Origin of the sequence: Bacillus sp. HNG (assembly GCF_003400205.1) — a bacterium.
Lineage (GTDB): Bacteria > Bacillota > Bacilli > Bacillales > Bacillaceae_L > Ferdinandcohnia.
The window spans coordinates 1-21,359 of the sequence record NZ_QUQV01000003.1; the positions used below are offsets into that span (position 1 = coordinate 1).

General features: G+C 36.9%; 22 protein-coding genes. 5 read left to right on the forward strand and 17 right to left on the reverse strand.

Going from position 1 to position 21,359, the window contains the following annotated elements; genetic code table 11:
• Positions 1–172: 172 nt before the first annotated feature.
• Positions 173–1,822: a Na/Pi cotransporter family protein gene (locus DZB84_RS06645; protein ID WP_116351863.1), complete on the reverse strand. Its 1,650-nt coding sequence runs from the start codon at positions 1,820–1,822 to the stop codon at positions 173–175.
• A gap of 255 nt (positions 1,823–2,077) precedes the next feature.
• Here DZB84_RS06645 and DZB84_RS06650 point away from each other — a divergent pair, with 255 nt between their 5' ends.
• Together DZB84_RS06650 and ispG are read left to right on the forward strand one after the other, a co-directional pair.
• On the forward strand, positions 2,078–2,404 hold the full coding sequence (locus DZB84_RS06650; protein WP_116351491.1) for a hypothetical protein: 327 nt from the start codon (positions 2,078–2,080) through the stop codon (positions 2,402–2,404).
• Between the two features lie 264 nt (positions 2,405–2,668).
• Entirely contained in the window at positions 2,669–3,775 is a 1,107-nt protein-coding gene (gene ispG / locus DZB84_RS06655) for a flavodoxin-dependent (E)-4-hydroxy-3-methylbut-2-enyl-diphosphate synthase (RefSeq protein WP_116351864.1), read from the forward strand.
• A 54-nt stretch (positions 3,776–3,829) separates the two neighbouring features.
• Here the strand turns inward: ispG and DZB84_RS25540 are convergent, their stop codons facing one another.
• The 5 genes from DZB84_RS25540 to DZB84_RS06680 form a co-directional block, all read right to left on the reverse strand.
• The gene (locus DZB84_RS25540) at positions 3,830–4,222 is read right to left on the reverse strand and encodes a DUF308 domain-containing protein (protein WP_116351492.1); all 393 of its coding nucleotides are present in this window, start codon (positions 4,220–4,222) and stop codon (positions 3,830–3,832) included.
• A gap of 111 nt (positions 4,223–4,333) precedes the next feature.
• Positions 4,334–4,747 carry a zinc uptake transcriptional repressor Zur gene (zur, locus tag DZB84_RS06665; protein WP_116351493.1) on the reverse strand — a complete coding sequence of 138 codons (414 nt, stop codon included), beginning with the start codon at positions 4,745–4,747 and terminating at the stop codon, positions 4,334–4,336.
• A complete protein-coding gene (locus DZB84_RS06670) occupies positions 4,744–5,586 on the reverse strand; it encodes a metal ABC transporter permease (RefSeq protein ID WP_116351494.1) in 843 nt (280 codons plus the stop codon). Before DZB84_RS06670 ends, zur begins: the two co-directional genes overlap by 4 nt.
• Before the next feature lie 13 nt (positions 5,587–5,599).
• Positions 5,600–6,361, reverse strand: a complete 762-nt coding sequence (locus tag DZB84_RS06675; RefSeq protein WP_116351865.1) for a metal ABC transporter ATP-binding protein — start codon at positions 6,359–6,361, stop codon at positions 5,600–5,602.
• Positions 6,362–6,545: 184 nt separating this feature from the next.
• Positions 6,546–7,415 (reverse strand): YitT family protein, encoded by an 870-nt coding sequence (locus DZB84_RS06680; protein WP_116351495.1) that lies wholly within the window; start codon positions 7,413–7,415, stop codon positions 6,546–6,548.
• Positions 7,416–7,519: 104 nt separating this feature from the next.
• Between DZB84_RS06680 and DZB84_RS06685 the strand changes: the two genes are divergently transcribed.
• The gene (locus DZB84_RS06685) at positions 7,520–7,777 is read left to right on the forward strand and encodes a DUF2624 domain-containing protein (RefSeq protein WP_116351496.1); all 258 of its coding nucleotides are present in this window, start codon (positions 7,520–7,522) and stop codon (positions 7,775–7,777) included.
• A gap of 37 nt (positions 7,778–7,814) precedes the next feature.
• Here DZB84_RS06685 and DZB84_RS06690 read toward each other — a convergent pair whose 3' ends face one another.
• Together DZB84_RS06690 and DZB84_RS06695 are read right to left on the reverse strand one after the other, a co-directional pair.
• Complete coding sequence (locus tag DZB84_RS06690) at positions 7,815–8,708, reverse strand: deoxyribonuclease IV (protein WP_116351497.1); 894 nt, start codon at positions 8,706–8,708, stop codon at positions 7,815–7,817.
• Between the two features lie 58 nt (positions 8,709–8,766).
• On the reverse strand, positions 8,767–10,074 hold the full coding sequence (locus tag DZB84_RS06695) for a DEAD/DEAH box helicase (protein ID WP_116351498.1): 1,308 nt from the start codon (positions 10,072–10,074) through the stop codon (positions 8,767–8,769).
• A 229-nt stretch (positions 10,075–10,303) separates the two neighbouring features.
• Between DZB84_RS06695 and vrrA the strand changes: the two genes are divergently transcribed.
• Both vrrA and DZB84_RS06705 read left to right on the forward strand, forming a co-directional pair.
• A complete protein-coding gene (vrrA, locus tag DZB84_RS06700; RefSeq protein ID WP_116351499.1) occupies positions 10,304–10,903 on the forward strand; it encodes a VrrA/YqfQ family protein in 600 nt (199 codons plus the stop codon).
• Between the two features lie 129 nt (positions 10,904–11,032).
• The gene (locus tag DZB84_RS06705) at positions 11,033–11,980 is read left to right on the forward strand and encodes a 4-hydroxy-3-methylbut-2-enyl diphosphate reductase (protein WP_116351500.1); all 948 of its coding nucleotides are present in this window, start codon (positions 11,033–11,035) and stop codon (positions 11,978–11,980) included.
• Between the two features lie 39 nt (positions 11,981–12,019).
• Here the strand turns inward: DZB84_RS06705 and DZB84_RS06710 are convergent, their stop codons facing one another.
• From DZB84_RS06710 to DZB84_RS06750, 9 genes are all read right to left on the reverse strand, one after another.
• Positions 12,020–13,147, reverse strand: a complete 1,128-nt coding sequence (locus DZB84_RS06710; protein ID WP_116351501.1) for a Nif3-like dinuclear metal center hexameric protein — start codon at positions 13,145–13,147, stop codon at positions 12,020–12,022.
• Positions 13,144–13,848 carry a tRNA (adenine(22)-N(1))-methyltransferase gene (locus DZB84_RS06715; RefSeq protein ID WP_116351502.1) on the reverse strand — a complete coding sequence of 235 codons (705 nt, stop codon included), beginning with the start codon at positions 13,846–13,848 and terminating at the stop codon, positions 13,144–13,146. The genes DZB84_RS06710 and DZB84_RS06715 overlap by 4 nt, the downstream gene beginning before the upstream one ends.
• A gap of 352 nt (positions 13,849–14,200) precedes the next feature.
• Positions 14,201–14,554, reverse strand: coding sequence for a cytochrome c550 (gene cccA / locus DZB84_RS06720; RefSeq protein ID WP_116351503.1), 354 nt, complete (start codon positions 14,552–14,554; stop codon positions 14,201–14,203).
• 235 nt (positions 14,555–14,789) lie between these two features.
• On the reverse strand, positions 14,790–15,929 hold the full coding sequence (locus DZB84_RS06725) for an acyl-CoA dehydrogenase family protein (RefSeq protein ID WP_116351504.1): 1,140 nt from the start codon (positions 15,927–15,929) through the stop codon (positions 14,790–14,792).
• Between the two features lie 67 nt (positions 15,930–15,996).
• Positions 15,997–16,530: a hypothetical protein gene (locus DZB84_RS06730; protein WP_116351505.1), complete on the reverse strand. Its 534-nt coding sequence runs from the start codon at positions 16,528–16,530 to the stop codon at positions 15,997–15,999.
• A gap of 147 nt (positions 16,531–16,677) precedes the next feature.
• Complete coding sequence (rpoD, locus tag DZB84_RS06735; protein ID WP_116351506.1) at positions 16,678–17,814, reverse strand: RNA polymerase sigma factor RpoD; 1,137 nt, start codon at positions 17,812–17,814, stop codon at positions 16,678–16,680.
• Between the two features lie 51 nt (positions 17,815–17,865).
• The gene (gene dnaG / locus DZB84_RS06740) at positions 17,866–19,674 is read right to left on the reverse strand and encodes a DNA primase (RefSeq protein WP_116351507.1); all 1,809 of its coding nucleotides are present in this window, start codon (positions 19,672–19,674) and stop codon (positions 17,866–17,868) included.
• 40 nt (positions 19,675–19,714) lie between these two features.
• The gene (locus DZB84_RS06745; RefSeq protein WP_189655188.1) at positions 19,715–20,185 is read right to left on the reverse strand and encodes a YaiI/YqxD family protein; all 471 of its coding nucleotides are present in this window, start codon (positions 20,183–20,185) and stop codon (positions 19,715–19,717) included.
• A 339-nt stretch (positions 20,186–20,524) separates the two neighbouring features.
• On the reverse strand, positions 20,525–21,337 hold the full coding sequence (locus tag DZB84_RS06750; RefSeq protein WP_116351509.1) for a pyruvate, water dikinase regulatory protein: 813 nt from the start codon (positions 21,335–21,337) through the stop codon (positions 20,525–20,527).
• Positions 21,338–21,359: the final 22 nt, after the last annotated feature.

A 21,359-nucleotide genomic window follows, 5' to 3' on the forward strand; every position in this document is an offset into this window, starting at 1 on the left:
GCTTCCCAATGTTGGTGTTTATCAAAAAATATTCTTCTCAATATATTGGTCTCCATAAAATGAAAATACCACAGCTTAAATGACTGTGGTAGACCCAAATTTTTATACTTTCTTATCTTTTAAAAAATACAAGGCATATTTTTTATGCCTTGTATCTCATGTTGTCAGACTATTAAAGATTTCTTTCTCCTAGAACGGCTTCGGCAATATTAACAGCATGGTCACCGATACGCTCTAAATTACTAATGATGTCAACGAATACGATACCCGCTTGTCCTGAACATTTACCTTCATTTAGACGAAGAATATGCTTTTTACGTAATGATCGTTCCATTGAATCGATTTTTTCCTCTTGTTTTACGACATCAATCGCCAATGTACGGTCATTATTTTGAAGACTTTGAACAGCCTCACTTACTGTATAAACCGTTAATTTAAACATTTCATTAAGATCTTCTATTGCATCGTCAGTCAACTTCACTTTATTGGAAATTTGATAGTCAACTAATTCCACAACATTTTCAAAATGGTCACCTATTCTTTCAATATCACGGACTGTGTTTACAAGCATAGAGTGTAACGCAGATTCCTGTGCAGAAAGTGATCTTGAAGATATTTTTATTAGATAGTCTGTAATTTTTTTATCTAAATTATTTATTGCGTCCTCAATTTGCAAAGCTGTGTCCGCATATTTTTGTGATTTTTCATTTAAATAGGTATTTGATTCTTCTAGACCCTTTACCGCAAATCCACCCATTCGAACGACTTCTTCTCTCGCCTGCCCCAAAGCAATAGCAGGAGATTGTTCAATAAAGACAGGGTCAAGATGTTTCGATTTATATTCAATAAACGTATCTTCACCTGGAATAAGCTTTGTCACAATATAGGCTAAACCAGCTATAAAAGGAAATTGAATAATCGTATTTGTCACGTTAAAGGTACCATGTGCAAATGCTATCGTCATTTCCGGATTTAAATGTAATGTAGTTTGCAAATACGATATAAACTTAATAAACGGACCAAGCAAAATCATAAAAATAATGGTACCTATAATATTAAAGAGAACATGTGTAAAAGCTGCTCTTTTCGCGGCAACTGAAGCACCAATTGAAGCTAAAACAGCTGTAATCGTTGTCCCAATATTATCACCAAATAAAACAGGAATAGCCGCCTTAAGTTCTAAAAGACCTTCACCAAATAATCCCTGCAGTATTCCAATCGTTGCACTTGAGCTTTGCACAATTACCGTAAATACCGTACCAATTACAACACCTAAAATGGGATTAGAACTCATATTTACCGTTAAATCATGAAAAGTTTCAAGAGATCTTAGGGGCTTCATTCCATCTCCCATTAATTCTAAACCTAAGAATAGAGCACCGAATCCAAAAACAATTTGTCCAAAGTTGTGAACTCTTTTATTTTTAAAGAAGAAAAGTAAGATTGCCCCGACTGCGATTATTGGAAGTGCGTAATCGGATATTTTAATACCAATAATAAATGCAGTAATCGTTGTTCCGATATTTGCACCCATGATAACACCAATCGCTTGACGTAATGTCATGAAACCTGCACTTACGAGTCCTACGACGATAACCGTTGTCCCCGAGCTACTTTGGATTAAACATGTGACAAAAACTCCGGCGAGAACTCCCATAAATGGATTGGTTGTAAACTTATCTAAAATGTCCCTCAGTTTATCACCTGCAGATTTTTGCAGTCCATCTCCCATGTACTTGATACCAAATAGGAAAATACCAAGACCGCCTATAAACTGAAATATCATGCTTTGTAAATCTAATTCCACATTGCCAACTCCCATAGTTTTTTTATATTTAAGCAAGCCCATAAAAGATACTACCTTAGTCTTTTTTTTATGTAAAGGTAATATTAAGTAAATTTACAATCCTGTAACATTCGGATTCATTCTCTATCATTACTCTATTTTTCACTCGACAGATTGAAAGTATGTATGTTCTGCCTTCCTATTAAAATTGCGCCCTTTCTATTAATTTTTGGTATATCAAGAAGACTTGAGCATATTCTGTAGTAAGTTGATCTATTGGAGGTTTTGGATATGAAGCGTTTCTTCGCATTCCTAGCAATTGCATTTATTCTTTATATTATTTATTACGATGTGAGATTTGGAACTCTACCAGTTGCAAAAAGTGAAACAATAGAGGTAACGGAGGTCGTAGCCCAAACTCCAAATAACCCATTTAAGGAAATCAAAGTAAATGCCGGTGATACCTTATTATCAATCGTTGAGAAAATAAATGAAGGAAAGCAGATCTCTTCTATTGAAACGGTAATAAAAGATTTTGAAGTGCTTAACCCTGATAGCCAAGCAGAGCTTCTCAAAATTGGAAAAACCTATAAATTTCCGTTATATACAGATGAATAAGGGTATTTCCTTGTCAATTTCTTGATTCAACTGTAAAATAGGCAAGTAAATGATTCTTTAGACTAGATATTTTTCTAATAAAGGATTACTCTTATATAGGTGATAATTTTATAGCAAACTTTATTCAGTATGGTTAGTAAAACCTTTTATTGAATGAAGTTAGCCTCTGGCGGATACCACAGATTTTCAAAGGAAACTTTTCGAGCAAGCTCGAAAAAATCTGGGCGCAAATACGCCAAGGCGCATTTGATTTTTAAAGGAGCGATATTCGTGAGTGAAATCATCCATCGTACAAAAACACGTCCTGTAAAGGTTGGTAATTTAACGATTGGTGGTAATAATGAAGTCATTATTCAAAGTATGACCACTACAAAGACACATGATGTAGATGCAACTGTTGCAGAAATCAAACGTCTTGAAGAAGCAGGATGTCAAATTGTTCGTGTAGCATGTCCTGATGAGCGCGCTGCAAATGCGATTCCAGAAATCAAAAAAAGAATTTCAATTCCTCTCGTAGTTGATATACATTTCGATTATAAATTAGCTCTAAAAGCAATTGAGGGAGGAGCCGATAAAATTCGGATTAACCCCGGTAATATCGGTCGGAAAGAAAAGGTTGAGGCAGTTGTTAAAGCCGCAAAGGAAAAAGGAATTCCAATTCGTATTGGGGTAAACGCAGGATCACTAGAGAAGCGTATCCTTGATAAATATGGATACCCAACTGCAGATGGTATGGTTGAAAGTGCATTACACCATATTAAAATCTTAGAAGACCTTGATTTCCATGACATTATTGTGTCAATGAAGGCATCTACAGTTACACTTGCAATCGAAGCCTATGAAAAAGCTGCAAAGGCATTCGATTACCCATTACACTTAGGTATTACTGAATCTGGAACACTGTTTTCTGGAACAGTAAAAAGTGCGGCTGGTTTAGGTGCAATTTTAAGTAAGGGAATCGGAAATACACTACGTGTTTCATTAAGTGCAGACCCTGTTGAGGAAGTTAAGGTTGCACGTGAATTATTAAAGTCATTTGGTTTAATATCTAATGCAGCAACATTAGTTTCATGCCCAACATGCGGACGAATTGAAATCGATCTAATTAAAATTGCTAATGAGGTTGAAGAGTACATTTCAAACATTAAAGCACCAATTAAGGTTTCTGTATTGGGATGTGCCGTTAACGGTCCAGGAGAAGCTAAAGAAGCTGATATAGGGATTGCAGGTGCAAGAGGAGAAGGATTACTTTTCCGTCACGGTAAAACTGTTCGTAAAGTACCTGAGGAATCCATGGTCGAAGAATTGAAAAAGGAAATCGACAAGCTTGCTGAAGAATACTACGCAAAACAAGCTGCAGAACAAAAATAATAATAAGCCCGACACGCAAAGTGTCGGGCTTATTTTGTATCTTACAATTATTTGTTAAAAGAATGGGAGGATGAAGATGCCTACAATAATCGATACGGCACCGATCCCGATTGCCCATGCTCCTAAACCAGTAGCTCCACGTCGGCGTGCAATAAATCCAATTATAATACCTGCTGCTCCTAATAATACAGGCATTACAAACAAGGAAATAATGGATAAAGCAAGAGCTAGCCAACCTAAACCTGCTCCGCCTGCTTTTTCTTGCGTATTATCTCCTTGGTAATTAGCATCGCGTCTCGTGGTTCCATAATTGATTGGAGCGGCAACCTCTGCCGCCGTTTCCTCATTATAGCTTGAGTCAGCATTTGCACCAATGTTAGGATCAACGTAGTAATCAAAATCATTATTGTCTTGATTGTTTCTTACGTTTTTGTCTTGTTCTGCCATGCTTATCCCTCGCTTTCCTTATGGGTGAGGAGCATTTATAGTATGAGTTAAGGAAGTGAGAAATATAATTGTTAATCATTGACTATAAAGGGAATCATAAATAAGGAACTATTATGCACGACATTCTGGACATGATCCATAAATTTCAAACTTATGACCCGTCACATCATAACCTGATAAGTTGTCGATGATTTTATCCATCGGGCAAGATTCAATTTCTTTTGTTTTTCCACATTCTAAGCAGATAAAATGGTGGTGATGGTGGTTACCACCGCAGGTAAAGCGGAAGTGTTTTTCACCTGATAGTTCGGTCAATTCCAAGATGCCGAGATCAACAAATAAAGAAAGGTTTCTATAAATCGTGTCAAAACTTAGTCCTGGGTAGTTTCCCTTTAAGCTATCCAAAACATCCTTAGCGGTTAAATATTTGTCAGAAACAGAAAATAACTCAAGCATTTCCTGTCTTTTCCCAGTATGTTTAAATCCTTTTTCCTTCATTAATTCCATCGCATCATTTACATTCATACCGTTCTTCCTTTCCACCATTTTTTCCAACCTATTGCACCTAAAAGAATCATGATTGATAGGACAACGATGGTTCCTCCGGGGGCCAAATCAAGATAATAAGAAAGCACTAATCCAAAAACAACGGCTAATTCACCGAAAACGACTGACAGAATAATCGTTTGTTTAAAGCCCTTAGCAACGCGGATCGCTGCAGCAACCGGCAAAGTCATTAATGAGGATACTAATAAAATACCGACAATTCTCATCGAAGCAGCAATCACTAACGCAACTGTCACAATAAAGATAAAGTGGATCGTTTTTGCATTAATCCCTGAAACTGCAGCATGTTCTTCATCAAATGATAAAAGAAATAATTCCTTATATAGAAAAATGACAATGAAAATAACAAGCATCGAAATTCCTAGAATGGTCCATAGATCAGAACGGCTAATGGCACTCACACTGCCAAACAAATAATTAAATAAATCGGTATTAAAGCCATCTGCAAGTGATATAAAAATAACGCCTAAACCAATCCCACCAGATAGGATGATGGGAATTGCAAGCTCTTGATAATGCTTATATACGGTTCGTAATCGTTCAATAAAAAGTGACCCAATAACTGAAAAAGTCATTCCCATGTAAATGGGATTAATTGGCTGACTAAGTCCTAGCTTCTTTTCAAGTAAAAGACTTGCCGCAATCCCCGCTAATGTCACATGGCTTAAGGCATCTGCAATAAGGGAGAGCCGTCTGACCACAATAAAAACACCGAGCAATGGTGCAATCAACCCAATCAGCAAACCACTTAGGAATGCATTTTGTAAAAATTCATATTGAAAAATGTCTGAAAGCATCGTTTCACCTTCCTCAGGTTTGTTCATGGGTAATTACATGAAGGGGATGACCATAATAGTGGGATAAATCCTGGTCTTGAACTTGTTCAAATTCCTTAGCACTTCCATGGAAATGAAGATGCTTATTTAAACAAGCTACATGGGATACCTTTTCCGAAACAGTCCCTACATCATGGGTAACTAAAATCAATGTAATTCCCTTATTTTTATTAATATCTTCGAGCATATGGTAAAATGCTTGAACCGTCTTAGCATCAACCCCAACTGTCGGCTCATCAAGGATTAGAAGTTCTGGTTCACTTACAAGAGCCCTTGCGATAAAGACACGTTGTTGTTGCCCTCCCGAAAGTTCGCCAATGTTTCGATCTAGAAATTTCTCCATTTCGACCGATTGAAGAGCTTCTAGAACTTTTTTCTTGTGCTGTTGCTTGAAAAAGTGAAACAATCCAAGCTTTGCGGTTAGTCCACTGGAAACAACTTCAAATACAGTTGCAGGAAAGCCAGAGTTAAAGCTATTTGCTTTTTGAGATACAAATCCGATTTTCGGCCAGTCTTTAAATTTGGAAATCGGTGTTCCAAATAATTGAATCGACCCTTTTTGAAGTTTTACAAGCCCAAGGATACTTTTAAGAAGCGTTGTTTTCCCGGAGCCATTAGGTCCGACAATCGCCAAAAACGAGCCTTGGGGGACAACTAAATGGATGTTTTCTAATACGGTTTGCTCCTCATATCGAAAGGAAAGGTCTTTTATCGTCAATACCGAATTTGACTGTATCAAGTTATCACCTTATTTATTATTTATTTCGTTCTTATTAAGAATCATTACGATTTATACTTTATGAAGTATACAGCATGAATTTTATAAAGTAAAGTGAATTGATAACTAAAAAAGACTAACCCTTTTTTAAAAAAACCTGTTTACCAACAGAACCTTTTGAAAAAGAGTTAATCTATTCCCTTTAGTGAACGGCAGATTTGAATCGGCCACCTCTTACCTCATGTGTATCCATGATGGTTATAAAAGCAGTAGGGTCAATTTCTTGGATGATCACTTTCAGTTTGGTTACTTCAAGTCTTGTCACAACAACATAAACAACTTCCTTTTCTTCGTCCGTATATCCACCCCTGCCTTTTAGTTTCGTTGTTCCACGACCAAGGCGATGTAGGATTGCATCTGATATCTCATTAAATTGATCTGAAATAATAATCGCAGCCTTCGTTTCATCTAGCCCTTGTACAACTGCATCAATGGTTTTAAACGCAATGTAATAGGCTAAAACAGAATACATGGCAGATTCAAGACCAAAAACGAAACCCGCAAGTGCGAAAATAAAGATATTGATAAACATGACAAATTCTCCAACAGAGAATGGTAATTTTTTCGTTAATATAATCGATAAAATCTCAGTACCATCCATTGATCCACCATTGCGTATGACGATACCAACGCCAGTCCCAAGAAGAAGACCCCCAAATACGGCAGCTAGTATTGGTTCAATATCAAAAGGCTGAACATAGTGGAGCAACGTTTCAATAATAGCTAATGCTACAATTCCTAAGATACTAGACCACATAAAGGTCTTACCGATCTGAATATACCCAAAATACATAAATGGTAGATTAAAAACGACAACCAGAAAACCAAATGAAATATAGGTCGGTGTTAAATAATCCACAATTAACGAAATACCAATGATTCCACCATCAATAATTTTATTAGGAATTAAGAAAAGTTCAATCGAAGCAGCAGCAAATGCTGCACCAATCATAATCATAATCACCCGGAATATTATATGTGAAACGCTTTCCTTTTTATGTTCTCTGTTCATCCCATCACTCCAATTCAAAAAAGTATGAGCTTTTCTTGAATATTTTTATGCACACTCCTTTTCATATTGAAATAGACTAACGTGAGGAAGGTGAAGTTTGCAATATGAATATTTATCAGCAGATCATTAACCAAAAATTGAAGACCTTAACACCCGATGACTTAGTAAAGTATGGAAAACAATATGAAATAAATGTGACAAAATCTCAAGCAACAAATGTGTTAAAATTGATTCGAAAAAAGAAACATATAAATATTTTTAATCCTGAAGAAAAAAATCAATTACTAAAAGAAATTGCTCAGATTACAAGTCCTGAGGTTGCTAGAAAATTAAACCAATTGTTCATCAAGTTTACGAGTTGAAAAAAGCTGTCAACGAAAAGACAGCTTTTTTTATTTATTATTGATTCATAATTTTCTCTAATAAGCCTTCATCAAATGATTTTGAACGAATCATATCAATTTCCAACTTATATGGAGCTTTCTTATTGTTTTTATCCTCACCTACATAGGGTGTTTCTAAGATTTTAGGAACATTTTCAAGGGTTGGATGATGGACAATATAATTTATTGCATCAAATCCAATTTTTCCAAATCCGATATTTTCGTGACGGTCTTTTCCCGCACCTTTTTCATTTTTACTGTCATTAATATGAAGGACCTTAATGCGATCAACGCCAATTATTTTATCAAATTGCTCTAGTACCCCATCAAAATCATTTACAATATCATAACCCGCATCATGGGTATGGCATGTATCGAAACAAACAGATAGCTTGTCATTATGGGTAACACCTTCAATAATCTGAGCGATTTCTTCAAAGGTTCTGCCACACTCAGACCCTTTACCAGCCATTGTTTCTAATGCAATTTGCACGTTTTGGTCTTTAGTGACTACTTCATTTAGACCCTCAATAATTTTCTTTATACCCGCTTCAGCTCCAGCACCAACATGTGCTCCAGGATGAAGGACGATTTGTTTCGCTCCAAGTGCATCTGTTCTCTCAATTTCGGAACGTAAGAAGTTTACACCTAATTCAAAAGTTGCTGGATTTGAGGTGTTGCCAATATTAATAATATAAGGAGCATGTACAACAATTTCGTCAATTCCATTTTCCTTCATATGAGCAAGACCAGCCTCTATATTTAAGTCTTCTATTTTTTTTCTTCTTGTATTTTGCGGTGCGCCAGTGTAAATCATAAATGTATTTGCACCATAAGATACGGCTTCCTCACTTGCAGCTAGAAGCATCTTTTTACCACTCATTGAAACATGCGAACCTATTTTAAGCATATTTTACACTCCAATCTCCCTTAAACAATTCGTACAACCATTTTATCATATCCATCGCTTATTTTCTCTTCAATCGTTTTTGGCGCTTTTTGAAATCTTCCATTTCCTTGTTCATTTTTTTCTTATACCCCGGCTTCACCTTTTTAGGCTTTTTCACCTTGCTTTTCGCAAGTTTATCAATTTCATCAACTTGTTTTTTACGAGCCTTTCGTTTATTCCGCTCACCAATATTTACCCACCCATCCTTTTCGAGGTCCATATTGACAAACGTAATACCCATTTTTTCGAGTTTTACAATTGCATCTTCGTCAGAAGGATCATAAATGGTTGCAGCAATTCCGGAGTATCCAGCTCTTGCAGTTCTACCAACTCTATGAATGTAAAAATCAAGATCACTTGGAAGTTCATAATTGATAACATGGCTGACACCTTCAATATCAATTCCTCTAGCTGCTAGGTCTGTTGCAACCACATATTGAAATTCAAGTGAATTTATTTGTTTCATGACTTTTTTACGTTCACGAGGTGGAAGGTCTCCGTGGATTCTTCCTACCTTCATTCCTTTTTCAATTAGCCCATCAGCCACTTCATCAGCCATTTTTTTGGTATTTGTGAAGATAATGGCTAAGTATGGGTTATACGCCTCCAACATCGATTTTAATAGGCCCTGCTTATTTCGATGGCGTAGTGGAACAAGAATATGTTCCACCTTCGCTGCAGTTGCCTGTTCGGGTGCAACATGAGTGTAACGCGGATTTTCCATATATTTTTTTAAAAAGGGCTTTAATTTTTCTGGAATTGTTGCTGAAAATACCAAAATTTGCAGATCTTCCTGCATTCTAGCAGCAATCTGGTCAACATCTTCAATAAAGCCCATATCAAGCATTAAGTCTGCTTCATCAACAACGATTTGATTAGCCGTATATACCTGAAGGGCCTGCTCCTTGACTAAATCATGGATTCTTCCGGGAGTTCCCACAACAATTTGTGGCTGCGTTTTTAGTTTTTCAATCGCACGTGCTTTATCAGTTCCACCTACAAATAATTTTGCTGTAATAGGATTCTCTTCACTATATTTAGTTATCTTGCCAATTTCGTGATGAATTTGTGTTGCAAGTTCTCTTGTTGGTGCTGTTATAACAGCTTGAACCTCTTGTCTTTCCGGATCAATCTTATTAATAATGGGTAACAGATAAGCATGAGTTTTACCTGTTCCTGTTTGCGATTGACCAATAGCACTTTCTCCTCGCTGGATGCTAGGTATTAGTCGCTCTTGAATTTCAGTAGGCTTTGTAAATTTTATCTCCTTTAAAGCCTCGAGTATAAACGGCTGAAATTGAAAACGTTCAAAATCTTGTACTGTCATTACGATCCCTCATTTATATAAATATGAATTTTTATGTAAGGTTTTAGTTCATTGAAAAGTAATCATTATAACCTAACAATTAATTATAAAGGAAACCATTAAAAAACACCAATCAAGCCTAATTGCGGATTTGCTTAAACATTCATTTACCTTTTCGCATATCCTAAAAACAAGGTATTATCACTATACGCTGTTCTTAGTCTCTGCAATGTGAAAGGAGGATAAGTAAATGTTTTTTCCAAGAAATCCAATGGGTCAAATGAGTCAAATGAGACCGATGAGGCCACCATCCATGTTTCCACAGCAATCTGGTTTCCGACCACCAGGAATATTCGGTGGAATGCAAGGCATGCAAGGTATGCAAGGCATGCGTGGTATGCAAGGACAAGGAGGAGGCGGATTAGGTGGTCTTTTAAGAAGATTAATTCCTGGTATGGGGCAGTCAAATCCAACACGTGGAATAGGAGGTATGTCTGGCCTCTTTAATCCTACACAAGCAATGAATCCCGGCACCCTTCAAAGTTTCGCAAACCCTTCAAACCTTAGTTCAATGTTAGGTAATGTCCAAAAGACTTTGAAAATGGCCGAATCGGTCGTTCCAATGGTTCAGCAATATGGTCCATTAATGAAAAATATTCCGGCCATGATTAAAATGTACAGTGCCCTTAAAAATTCAGGAAGTGAAGAGGAAGAAGCAAAAGAAGAGAAAGAAGAAAACGAAACCATTTCGCTTTCAGACGTGACCTCAGACGATGAGAATACTGAAAATGAAAAAGAAAAGCCGAAAGCAAAGGGTTCTGGAGAATCAGTACCAAAGCTTTACATTTAAAAGACTTTGTATTATCCTTCATACTCAGATATAATAAATACGAGATTACGAGAGTACCAACGTAAATACGCCAAGGCGCTTTTGATTGGTATAAAACTATCCGATTTATTGACTGAGGAGGAGAAGTGCATGGAAGTAATCAAAGTTGCACCGCGCGGTTATTGCTATGGTGTAGTGGATGCGATGGTAATTGCGAAAAATGCCGCTTTAGATAAAACATTACCTAGACCCATTTATATATTAGGAATGATTGTTCACAATAAACACGTAACAGATGCCTTCGAGGAAGAAGGTATTATTACACTGGATGGACCGAATCGTTTAGATATATTAAATCAGGTTAAGGAAGGTACCGTTATTTTCACAGCTCATGGTGTATCACCTGAGGTGAAACGCTTAGCGAAGGAAAAAGGTCTTGTTACTCTTGATGCGACATGCCCTGACGTAACTAGAACACATGATTTAATCAAGGAAAAATCAGCAGAAGGCTATCACATTATTTATATTGGTAAAAAAGGCCATCCGGAGCCAGAAGGAGCAATTGGCGAAGCACCTGGTTTCGTACATCTTGTTCAAACGGTTGAGGATGTTGAAAACCTTGAACTAAATAGTGAAAAGCTTGTTGTAACCAACCAAACAACGATGAGCCAATGGGATGTTCAGCATGTTATGGAAAAGGTTAAGGAAAAATTCCCACATACTGAAGTCCATAATGAAATTTGTCTAGCCACACAGGTTCGTCAAGAAGCAGTTTCGGAACAAGCAAAAGAAGCTGATTTAACGATCGTAGTTGGAGATCCAATGAGTAATAACTCGAACCGCCTTGCACAGGTTTCTGAGGAAATTGCAGGCACTACAGCCTATCGTGTAGCAGATGTAAGCGACATCCAACTTGAATGGCTTCAAGGAGTAGAGAAGGTAGCTGTAACAGCAGGTGCTTCCACTCCAACACCGATTACAAAAGAAGTCATTAATTTCTTAGAACAGTATGACCCAGAAAACGAAGAAACCTGGGAACGCGTTCGTAAAGTACCTCTTTATAAGGTGTTGCCAAAAGTTAAAGTCCCTAAAAAATAAATGAAACAAAGGTACCCCTGATAGGAGTACCTTTTTTGCTTATAAAAATTTGAATGGATCGGTATTTAACTCTGATGCGATAACGGTAACGTCGAATTTCTTTGCTTTAAAACGCTCAGTTAGGACAGTTGCTACCCCTTTTTTCATAACCTTCTCCACATTATGACCAGGGTCTACAATGTTAAGCCCCATCATCATGGCATCATGAGCAACATGGTAATACATATCCCCGGTTACATACACGTCTGCCCCAGCTCTTTTAGCATGTGAAACATATTTATTGCCATCACCACCGAGTACAGCAACCTTTTTTACCTTATCTGCTAGTGAACCCACAACACGTATTCCATCTACCTCTAATTTATCCTTCACATGCTCTGCAAATTGCTGAAGTGTCATCTCATGTTGAAGATACCCAACGCGACCTAGTCCAAGTACATTTCCTTCGTTTTCAAGAGGATATATATCATAGGCAACCTCTTCATATGGATGTGCCTTAAGCATAGCTGTAACAACGTTTTTTTGAAGACTGCTTGGGAAAACTGTTTCGATTTTAATTTCATCTACTTTTTCTAATTGACCAACTACCCCGATATGTGGGTTTGTTCCTTCATGCGGCAAAAAGGTACCCGTCCCCTGGGTATTAAAAGTACAATGACTGTAATCCCCGATAAAACCTGCACCTGCCGTTCCTAATGCTGTCCGAACTTCATCTGCAGCTTCTTTAGGAACATATACAGCTAATTTTTTTAGTCTTTCCTCATAGGTAGGGGCGAGCAATTCAATATCTGTTAGCTCTAATGCATTCGCTAATAAATCATTGACCCCACCAACTGCCACATCTAGATTGGTATGTGCTGCATAGACCGCAATATTATGTAAAATACATTTTTCAATGATTCTTCCCGCTGGTGTATCTGTTTGAACAGCTCTTAACGGACGGAAAATTGGTGGATGATGAGCGATAATCAAATCGACTTCACTTGAAATGGCTTCATCTACAACTTCCTCTAATAAATCAAGAACGACCATCATTTTTTTTACAGGCTTATTTAATGTTCCAATTTGAAGACCAATTTTATCCCTGTCACCTTCAACCGCTAAATATTTTGGAGAAAATTGTTCAAATACTTGAATGACTTCAAATCCATTAGGTATTTTGCTCAAGTTAATGCCCCCTTTACAATCTCGACTTTTTTCTCAAGCTCCTCTTTGCGTAAACGATTTTCAGGAGTTTCCCCTGCTTCTTTGAGTTGGTTCAAGATTCTCTCCCAATGTTTTAGTTCATGTGTCCACTTTTTAATAAAGATTGGATTTTTTTCTTTTAATAAAAATGGTCCAAGCAATAATTCTTGGTCTATGTTTTGGTAGGGTTTTTGTGGACTGCCTTTTTCGGCAACTAACACCTCATAAATCTTTTTATCTTCTTCTAAAATTTCCTCAGCAATTAGTTCCCAATCGTTTTCGATTAACCATTCTCTAATGGTAGACGCTCCGATATTAGGTTGGAGGATTAGTCGCTCCACACCTAGTAGTTTGCTTTTACCTTTGTCAAGGATGGAACGAATCAGCGAGCCACCCATTCCAGCAATGGTGATACATGTTACTTCATTTGGTTGAATGACTTCTAGGCCATCTCCTTTTCGTGCTTCTAATGCGCCATTAAGTTGATTTTTGGAGATTTGTTTTTTTGCTGATTGCAAGGGACCTTCTGCCACTTCTCCAGCGATTCCTTTTGTAATCATGCCATTTAAAAAGGCATAGCACGGTAAATAGGCATGGTCAGATCCGATATCTGCTAAAATAGCCCCTTCTGGTATGTAAGATGCAACTAATTCAAGTCGCTTCGATAGTTTCTCTTCATTCATAATAACACCACATTTTTTAAGGTTGTTTAAAAAGTCGGGCGAAAATGACACATCGAATTTCTTCGAACAATTCTCCAAGTACATTGTGAATAACTAGGTTATGAGCTATCGTCTACTAGCTTATTCACGAAGTCTATTCCTCAGTGCAAGGGTGTTAACTCAAGCCGTTGCCTCGTTTCCGGTACTCAAAGCTGCGCCCCTTGAAATTCTGGTCCTTTTCACTTTCCTTTTAAAAATCATATTTTTTGAAATTAGTTTTAATTATACAAGAAATGCGAGGAAACTTCCATCTGGTGTGGTAAGTGCAGAAAAAAACCCCTTACATAATATGCAAAGGGTTTTAATCTATTATTTATTTTTGTTCAACTAACCAATTTGCTATTTCTTGTACTTGTGCAGGGTCCTTAACTAAGCCGCCTGGCATTGCACCTCTACCATTAGTGATAACATCTTGAATCTCTTCAGCTGATAAAGAAGTACCTTTCAATGCAGGAGCAGTACCTTGGCCTGCTAAATCCTGTCCATGGCATGCTGCACATGTACTTTTGACAACCTCTTCTGGGGAAGCTGCAGCTGTTTCTGGTGCCTCTTCACCTTTGTTTGCCATTTCGTCCATGTTACCAAGTCCAACAAAACCTAATAGGAACATAAGTCCAATACCGAATACTGCGATTAAAGCAAATGGTATTAATGGATTCTTTTTCATTTTCTGACCTCCCTTACTTATGTACATCATTTAAGAAGTTATTATATATATTCTATACAAACACTCTCTATTTTACTTGAAAAACGATAGAAGTGAAAGTCCTAATTGTACAAAGAACCCTAGTAACATATTATTGTAAAATTATTTTACACAAATATGTCACAAATTCGTCACAAACACAAATAAAAACCCCTCTCCTTATAGAGAGAGAGGAGTGTCCAGTTACAAAGTATTTTTAACATCCAATTGCTCTGGCAATCACCATTCGTTGAATCTCAGATGTTCCTTCTCCAATTTCTAAAAGTTTTGCATCCCTCATAAATCTTTCAACATGATACTCTCTCATATATCCGTATCCACCGTGAATCTGAACAGCCTGGTTTGTAACCTCCATGCAAATTTCAGACGCATATAGTTTAGCCATTGAAGCTTCTTTCGAAAAATTACGGTTTTGGTCTTTCAACCATGCGGCTTTGTACACCATATTTCGAGCCAACTCAATTTTCATCGCCATGTCTGCTAATTTAAATTGAATCGCTTGAAAGCTCGATATCGATCTCCCAAATTGCTTTCGCTCTTTAGCATACGACAATGCCTTCTCATAGGCTGCTTGTGCAATTCCAACTGCCATTGCCCCAATCCCAATTCTACCACCGTCTAGCGTGATTAAAAACTGCCTGAAACCTTCTCCTCGTTTGCCAAGTAAATTTTCCTCAGGTACGCGAACGTCCTCAAGAATTATTTCTGTCGTGTTTGAAGCATGAAGTCCCATTTTCGCATAATTATCGATCACCTTAAACCCTTTTGCATCGGTTGGAACAATGATCGCGCTGATCTCCTTTTCTCCACCATTTCGACCTGTTATCGCGGTTAGAGCGAGATGCTTTGCAAAGCTTGCATTGGTAATAAAGCATTTATTTCCATTGATAATAAACTCATTATTCTTAGTTACTGCCTCTGTTTGCGTTCCGCCAGCATCTGATCCAGCATTTGGTTCAGTAAGTCCAAAAGCACCAAGAGACTCACCTGTACAGATGGGTGTTAAGTATTTTTGTTTTTGTTCTTTCGTTCCAAATAAATGAAGGGGCGCACCACCAAGTGAGATATGAGCTGAGTATGTAATTCCGGTAGACCCACAGGCTCGGCTAAGTTCTTCAACTACGATTGCAAAGCTAATGGTATCTGAGTCCGCACCACCATATTCTTCAGGAAACGGTAGACCCATCATCCCTAATTTACTAAGCTTGTGAAAAACTTCAATTGGGAAACGTTTGTCTTTATCTCGTTGTTCAGCGTCCGGAGCAACTTCTTCTTCAGAAAATTCTCTAATCGTTTTTTGAATCATTTTTTGCTCTGTCGTTAAATCGAAATTCATAGTACCCCTCCCGTTGTATACGTTTTCAATCTCTATTATAAGGGGTGATTATGAATTTTTAAACAATTTAAAAATTAAATAAAAGAATACCCGAAGTAATGCTTCCTAGAATGCCGGCAATTAAAAAATATTTTTTCTTTGAGAATACGCCAACTATAATCCAACAAATACAATTCAATAATATGATTCCGAACAAATAATATCCATGTCCTTTAAACAAAAGATCACTTCCGTTTACTGTCAGAAGAAGAATAATAAGCGCAAGGATGATGGATCCAAAATGTACGAAAAAAAGATTATTTCGATTTAAAACCAAGCCTAAAGTACAGATAATTATAAAAATAAAGTTTATTAGCATTTGCAATATGGGCGATAGTTCAGTAAAATAAGTGACAAGAAACACAACTGGTAAAAGTAAACCAATTCCAAGTATCCACATGATTGTTTTTTTCTTAGAATGAGATGTTGTTTTCGTTGGTTCAACCCCTTCTCCTTCTGTATATAGTGAGAGAAGGAAATTACAATATGCTTCTGGCAGTAATTTATTTTCACGCCAGTATAGGATTTCGTTAATGACAATTTTTTTTCGATCTTCGTTCATGAAAGCGTTCACCTTTTTTTAAAGTTAAGTTCAAATACTAATAACGCCACTTCTTATGGCAGCGTCCTTGTGACCCACATCGTATGGGCAAAAAAAATAGTTTACTTCAATTGTATGAAGTAAACTACGAAATGTAAATGAAAATGTTTATTCTAAGAAATCTTTCAGCCTCTTGCTACGGCTTGGGTGACGAAGTTTACGCAGCGCTTTTGCTTCAATTTGGCGAATACGTTCACGAGTAACACCAAATACCTTACCAACTTCTTCAAGAGTACGGGTGCGTCCATCGTCTAACCCGAAACGTAGACGTAATACATTCTCTTCTCTGTCTGTTAAGGTATCTAGGACATCTTCTAGCTGTTCTTTTAAAAGCTCATATGCAGCATGCTCTGATGGAGATGTTGCATCTTGATCTTCGATAAAATCACCTAGATGTGAGTCATCTTCTTCACCAATTGGTGTTTCTAATGATACAGGTTCTTGAGCAATCTTTAAAATTTCTCTAACCTTTTCAGGTGTTAAATCCATATCCTCGGCAATCTCCTCAGGAGTTGGTTCACGGCCAAGATCTTGGAGCAATTGACGTTGCACACGGATTAATTTATTGATTGTTTCAACCATATGAACAGGGATACGAATGGTTCTCGCTTGGTCTGCAATCGCACGTGTAATCGCTTGACGAATCCACCATGTAGCATACGTACTGAACTTGAAGCCTTTGCGATAATCAAACTTTTCGACTGCTTTTATAAGTCCCATATTCCCTTCCTGGATTAAATCTAGGAACAGCATCCCACGACCAACGTAACGCTTTGCAATACTTACAACAAGTCGTAAATTGGCTTCAGCAAGTCTGCGTTTTGCCTCTTCATCGCCTTGTTCAATTCTTTCAGCGAGTTGAATTTCATCATCTGCTGAGAGTAGGTCTACACGACCAATTTCTTTTAAGTACATACGTACTGGGTCATTAATCTTAACCCCTGGAGGAACACTTAGGTCGTTTAGATCAAACTCTTCTTCCTTAGATAATTCCTGAATATTAGGATCATCTTCATCATCAGCATCGGCATCATGTCCTTCACCTTCACCTATTAGTTCAATCCCCTGCTCTCCAAGGAACTCATAGTATTCATCAAGGTGATCTGATTCAACTTCAAAACCAGACATACGCTCAGCGATTTCCTCATAGGATAATACTCCGCGTTTTTTACCAAGTGCTGTTAATCTTTCTTTTACTTGCTCTAATGTTAATTCTGTATCAACTTCTTTAGACTTTTCAGCCATTTGTTCCCCTCCTTCCAAAACTAGTATGACATAGAGGTTAGAAAACCTATTTTAATGTAGTGCTTTCTTCAATTGGATAATCTCATTTGCAATCGTAGCAGCCTTCAAATAATCCTTACTACGTTCAGCCTCAAGTTGTTCAGTTTCTTTTTCTTTTATCATTGACATTTTTTTGTGATTCAACACCTGTTTCATATAATCAGATAACACAGAATCAGATACTTCTTCTTCTACTGACATCATTGCAATATCAGTTACAATCCGTTTAAGATTATCATCATGTATTCTCGTTAAAAATGTGCTGATATCTGGTTCATGACCTTCTTCATAATATGCATATAAATACGTTAAAATTGCTCGATGCTCTTCAATATTAAATTCGGCCTGAAGCTGATCTTGTACTTTATCAGCGATATCCCGATCCCGCAGCATATACGCAAGCAAAAAACGTTCTGCATTATGATAGGCTTTAAATAAATGTTTTGATACGGTAGGTTTCGCTTTCGTATTATTTCTATTCGAAGAGAAATTATCCCTCTTTTTCCGTTCAGATTTATAATACTGTAGCTGTTGTTGCTTAAGTGCTTCAAGCGAAATTGAAAATTCATTAGAAAGTTGGCGCAAATAATGATCTCTTTCAACAGCCTTATCTAAAGAGGAAATTTCCTTAAGTACATCTTCTATATAACGGATGCGTTCTCCTTCATCCTGAAGATTTTTTCCTCTTCTTAAGTACTGCATTTTAAATGCCATTATTGTAAGACTTGCCCCTATTACATCATTTTTAAACTTCTCCGCGCCATATTTGTTAATGTAGTCATCAGGGTCCATACCATTTGGCATCGTCGCAACTCTCACATAACAGCCCGCCTCGAGAAGCAAGGATGAAGCTCGTAAAGCGGCATCTAGCCCAGCATTGTCAGAGTCATAACAGATGACAACAGATTCCACATTCCTTCTAATTATCTTTACATGCTCATCCGTTAAGGATGTACCCATTGTACCAATTGAGTTTGGAACATCTGCTCGATCAGCCGCAATCACGTCTGCAAATCCCTCAAAAAGGACTACTTGCTGTTGTTTTCGAATATCAAGTCTTGCTTGATGGAAATTGTAAAGGGTTTTACTCTTATTAAAAATAATCGTTTCAGGACTATTTAAATATTTTGGTTCCTGCCCCTTATCAAGCACCCTACCAGAAAAAGCAATTGTTTTACCTTGATGGTCCCAAATCGGGAACATTATTCTGTTTCGAAATCTATCAAAGAATGTCCCGGTATCCTCCTTTTTTACAAGTAATCCGGCCCGTTCCATCAACTCAGGCTTAAAACCTCTTTTTTGGAGAAATTTCGTAGCAAAGTTCCAGGAATCAAGTGCATATCCAATTTCAAACTTATCGATGATTTCTCTCGTAAAGCCCCTATTTGTTAAATAGTCGAGCGCTGGTTGACCTTCTTTTGTATTAAGTAAAAGGTGATGATAGAATTTCTTTAATAATTCGTGTGCTTCTTGCATTTTTGATACATCGTTATTTTTATCAGAAACAGCTGTATGGTGTTCGTAATCTGATAAGTCTATGTTCACTTTTTTAGCTAAGTTAACTGCAGCTTCTGAGAAGGAATGCCCTTCTAAGTCCATTAAAAAAGAAAATACATTTCCACCTGCTCCACACCCAAAACAATGAAAGATTTGTTTATCAGGTGATACAGAAAATGAAGGGGTATTTTCACCGTGAAATGGACATAAGCCAAAATAATTTCTACCTTGCTTCTTCAATTGAACATATTCACTAATAACATCAACAATGTCAACAGATAACCGAATTTTTTCGATTGTTTCTTCGGGAATTCGATACCCCATGTTTAACATCCCCAAGTACTAAAATATTCTATATTGAGAGTTAAAATCCTGCAATATTCGACAAACTTTTTTTAAATATTTTAGTAAAATGTTGTTTGTCTTCATCTGTAAAGGGTTTAGGTCCTTTCGAGTAGGAGCCATTCCGCCTTTCCTTTGCAGATAAAAAACGAAAATGGAGAATTTGTTCCATATCCTCTTCCTTAAATTCTTTGCCACGGGGCGATAGTACAGTTACACCTCTATTAACTAAAATACTTGCTAAGCCAGTATCCTGGGTAATGACGATATCTTTTTTTATTGCATGATTCATAATATAGAGATCTGCAGCCTCTTTGTCCGCATCTACATACACCCATTTTCCACCTATGGGATTTGACATAACATGAGCATATGAAGCTACAAATACAACATTGATATTATATGTACCCGCTATACTAACTATTTCTTCTTTTACTGGACATGCATCCGCATCAACAAATATTTTATTCTTTTTTTCGTCATATTTCTCTATTCTACATCACTCCAGAGAATCCTTCTTTTCCAAAAAAAGATTTAATAGGATGTTTCAATTCTGTGATTGTCCAATCTTTAGGTGAGTAAAAAGAACGGATATTTTAAAGCATTTTCGGAAAGAAAAATTTGAAATGAGAAAATAATGTCGAAAATTAATTCACCTATTTCCTTATCTTACCCTTGACAACCTTCAATACATAGTTTATTCTATCCAATCGAACTCTAAACCTAAAAATATGTATTTTTATCACAATTTTTTATTATAATATAAAATTCTTTCAAGCGCCATAAAAAAACATATCTTTTTAAGATATGTTTTTGCTTCATTTAAAAATTTTTAATTGGTTCTTCGTTTATTGATTTTATTTAAAATAATATTTGCGGTTTCCTCAACTGCTTTATTTGAGACATCGATAACATCACAACCGATTTTAGTAATGAGTGATTCAAAGTGATCGAGCTCTTCTTTAATGCGGTTAATATTTGCATAAATTGCTTGGTCATCTAGACCTAATGATTTTAATCGCTCGCGCCTAATATGATTAAGTTTGTCAGGACTGATTTTTAACCCAAAGCATTTATTCTGTGACACTTTAAACAGTTCTTCCGGTGGATCAACCTCGGGAACAATCGGAACGTTAGCAACCTTATAGCGCTTATGTGCAAGATATTGAGATAAAGGTGTCTTAGAAGTTCTTGATACACCGATTAAGACGATATCTGCACGTAGGATTCCCCTTGGATCTCGACCATCATCGTATTTTACCGCAAATTCGATTGCCTCGATCTTTTTGAAATAATCTTCGTCAAGCTTTCTTACAAGCCCCGCTTCATATCTTGGATTACTTTCATAAAGGCCGGACATTTTGTCAATTAGCGGTCCAATAATATCATTTACAATGACTCCTTCTCTCTCGGCTTCCTTCACAAGGAAGTCTCTTAGTTCAGGGACTACTAGTGTAAAAGCAATGATTGCATTATTTAGTTTTGCAAGGGCTACTACCTCTGACAATGTAGCAGTATCTTCTACATAAGGAATTCGTTTAATATCTGTATGTGAGCCATTAAATTGACTAACTGCTGCTTTAACAACTAGTTCTGCTGTTTCCCCAACCGAATCGGATACTACATATACTACACGATTTCTCATTCGTTACCCCATCTCCTTACCA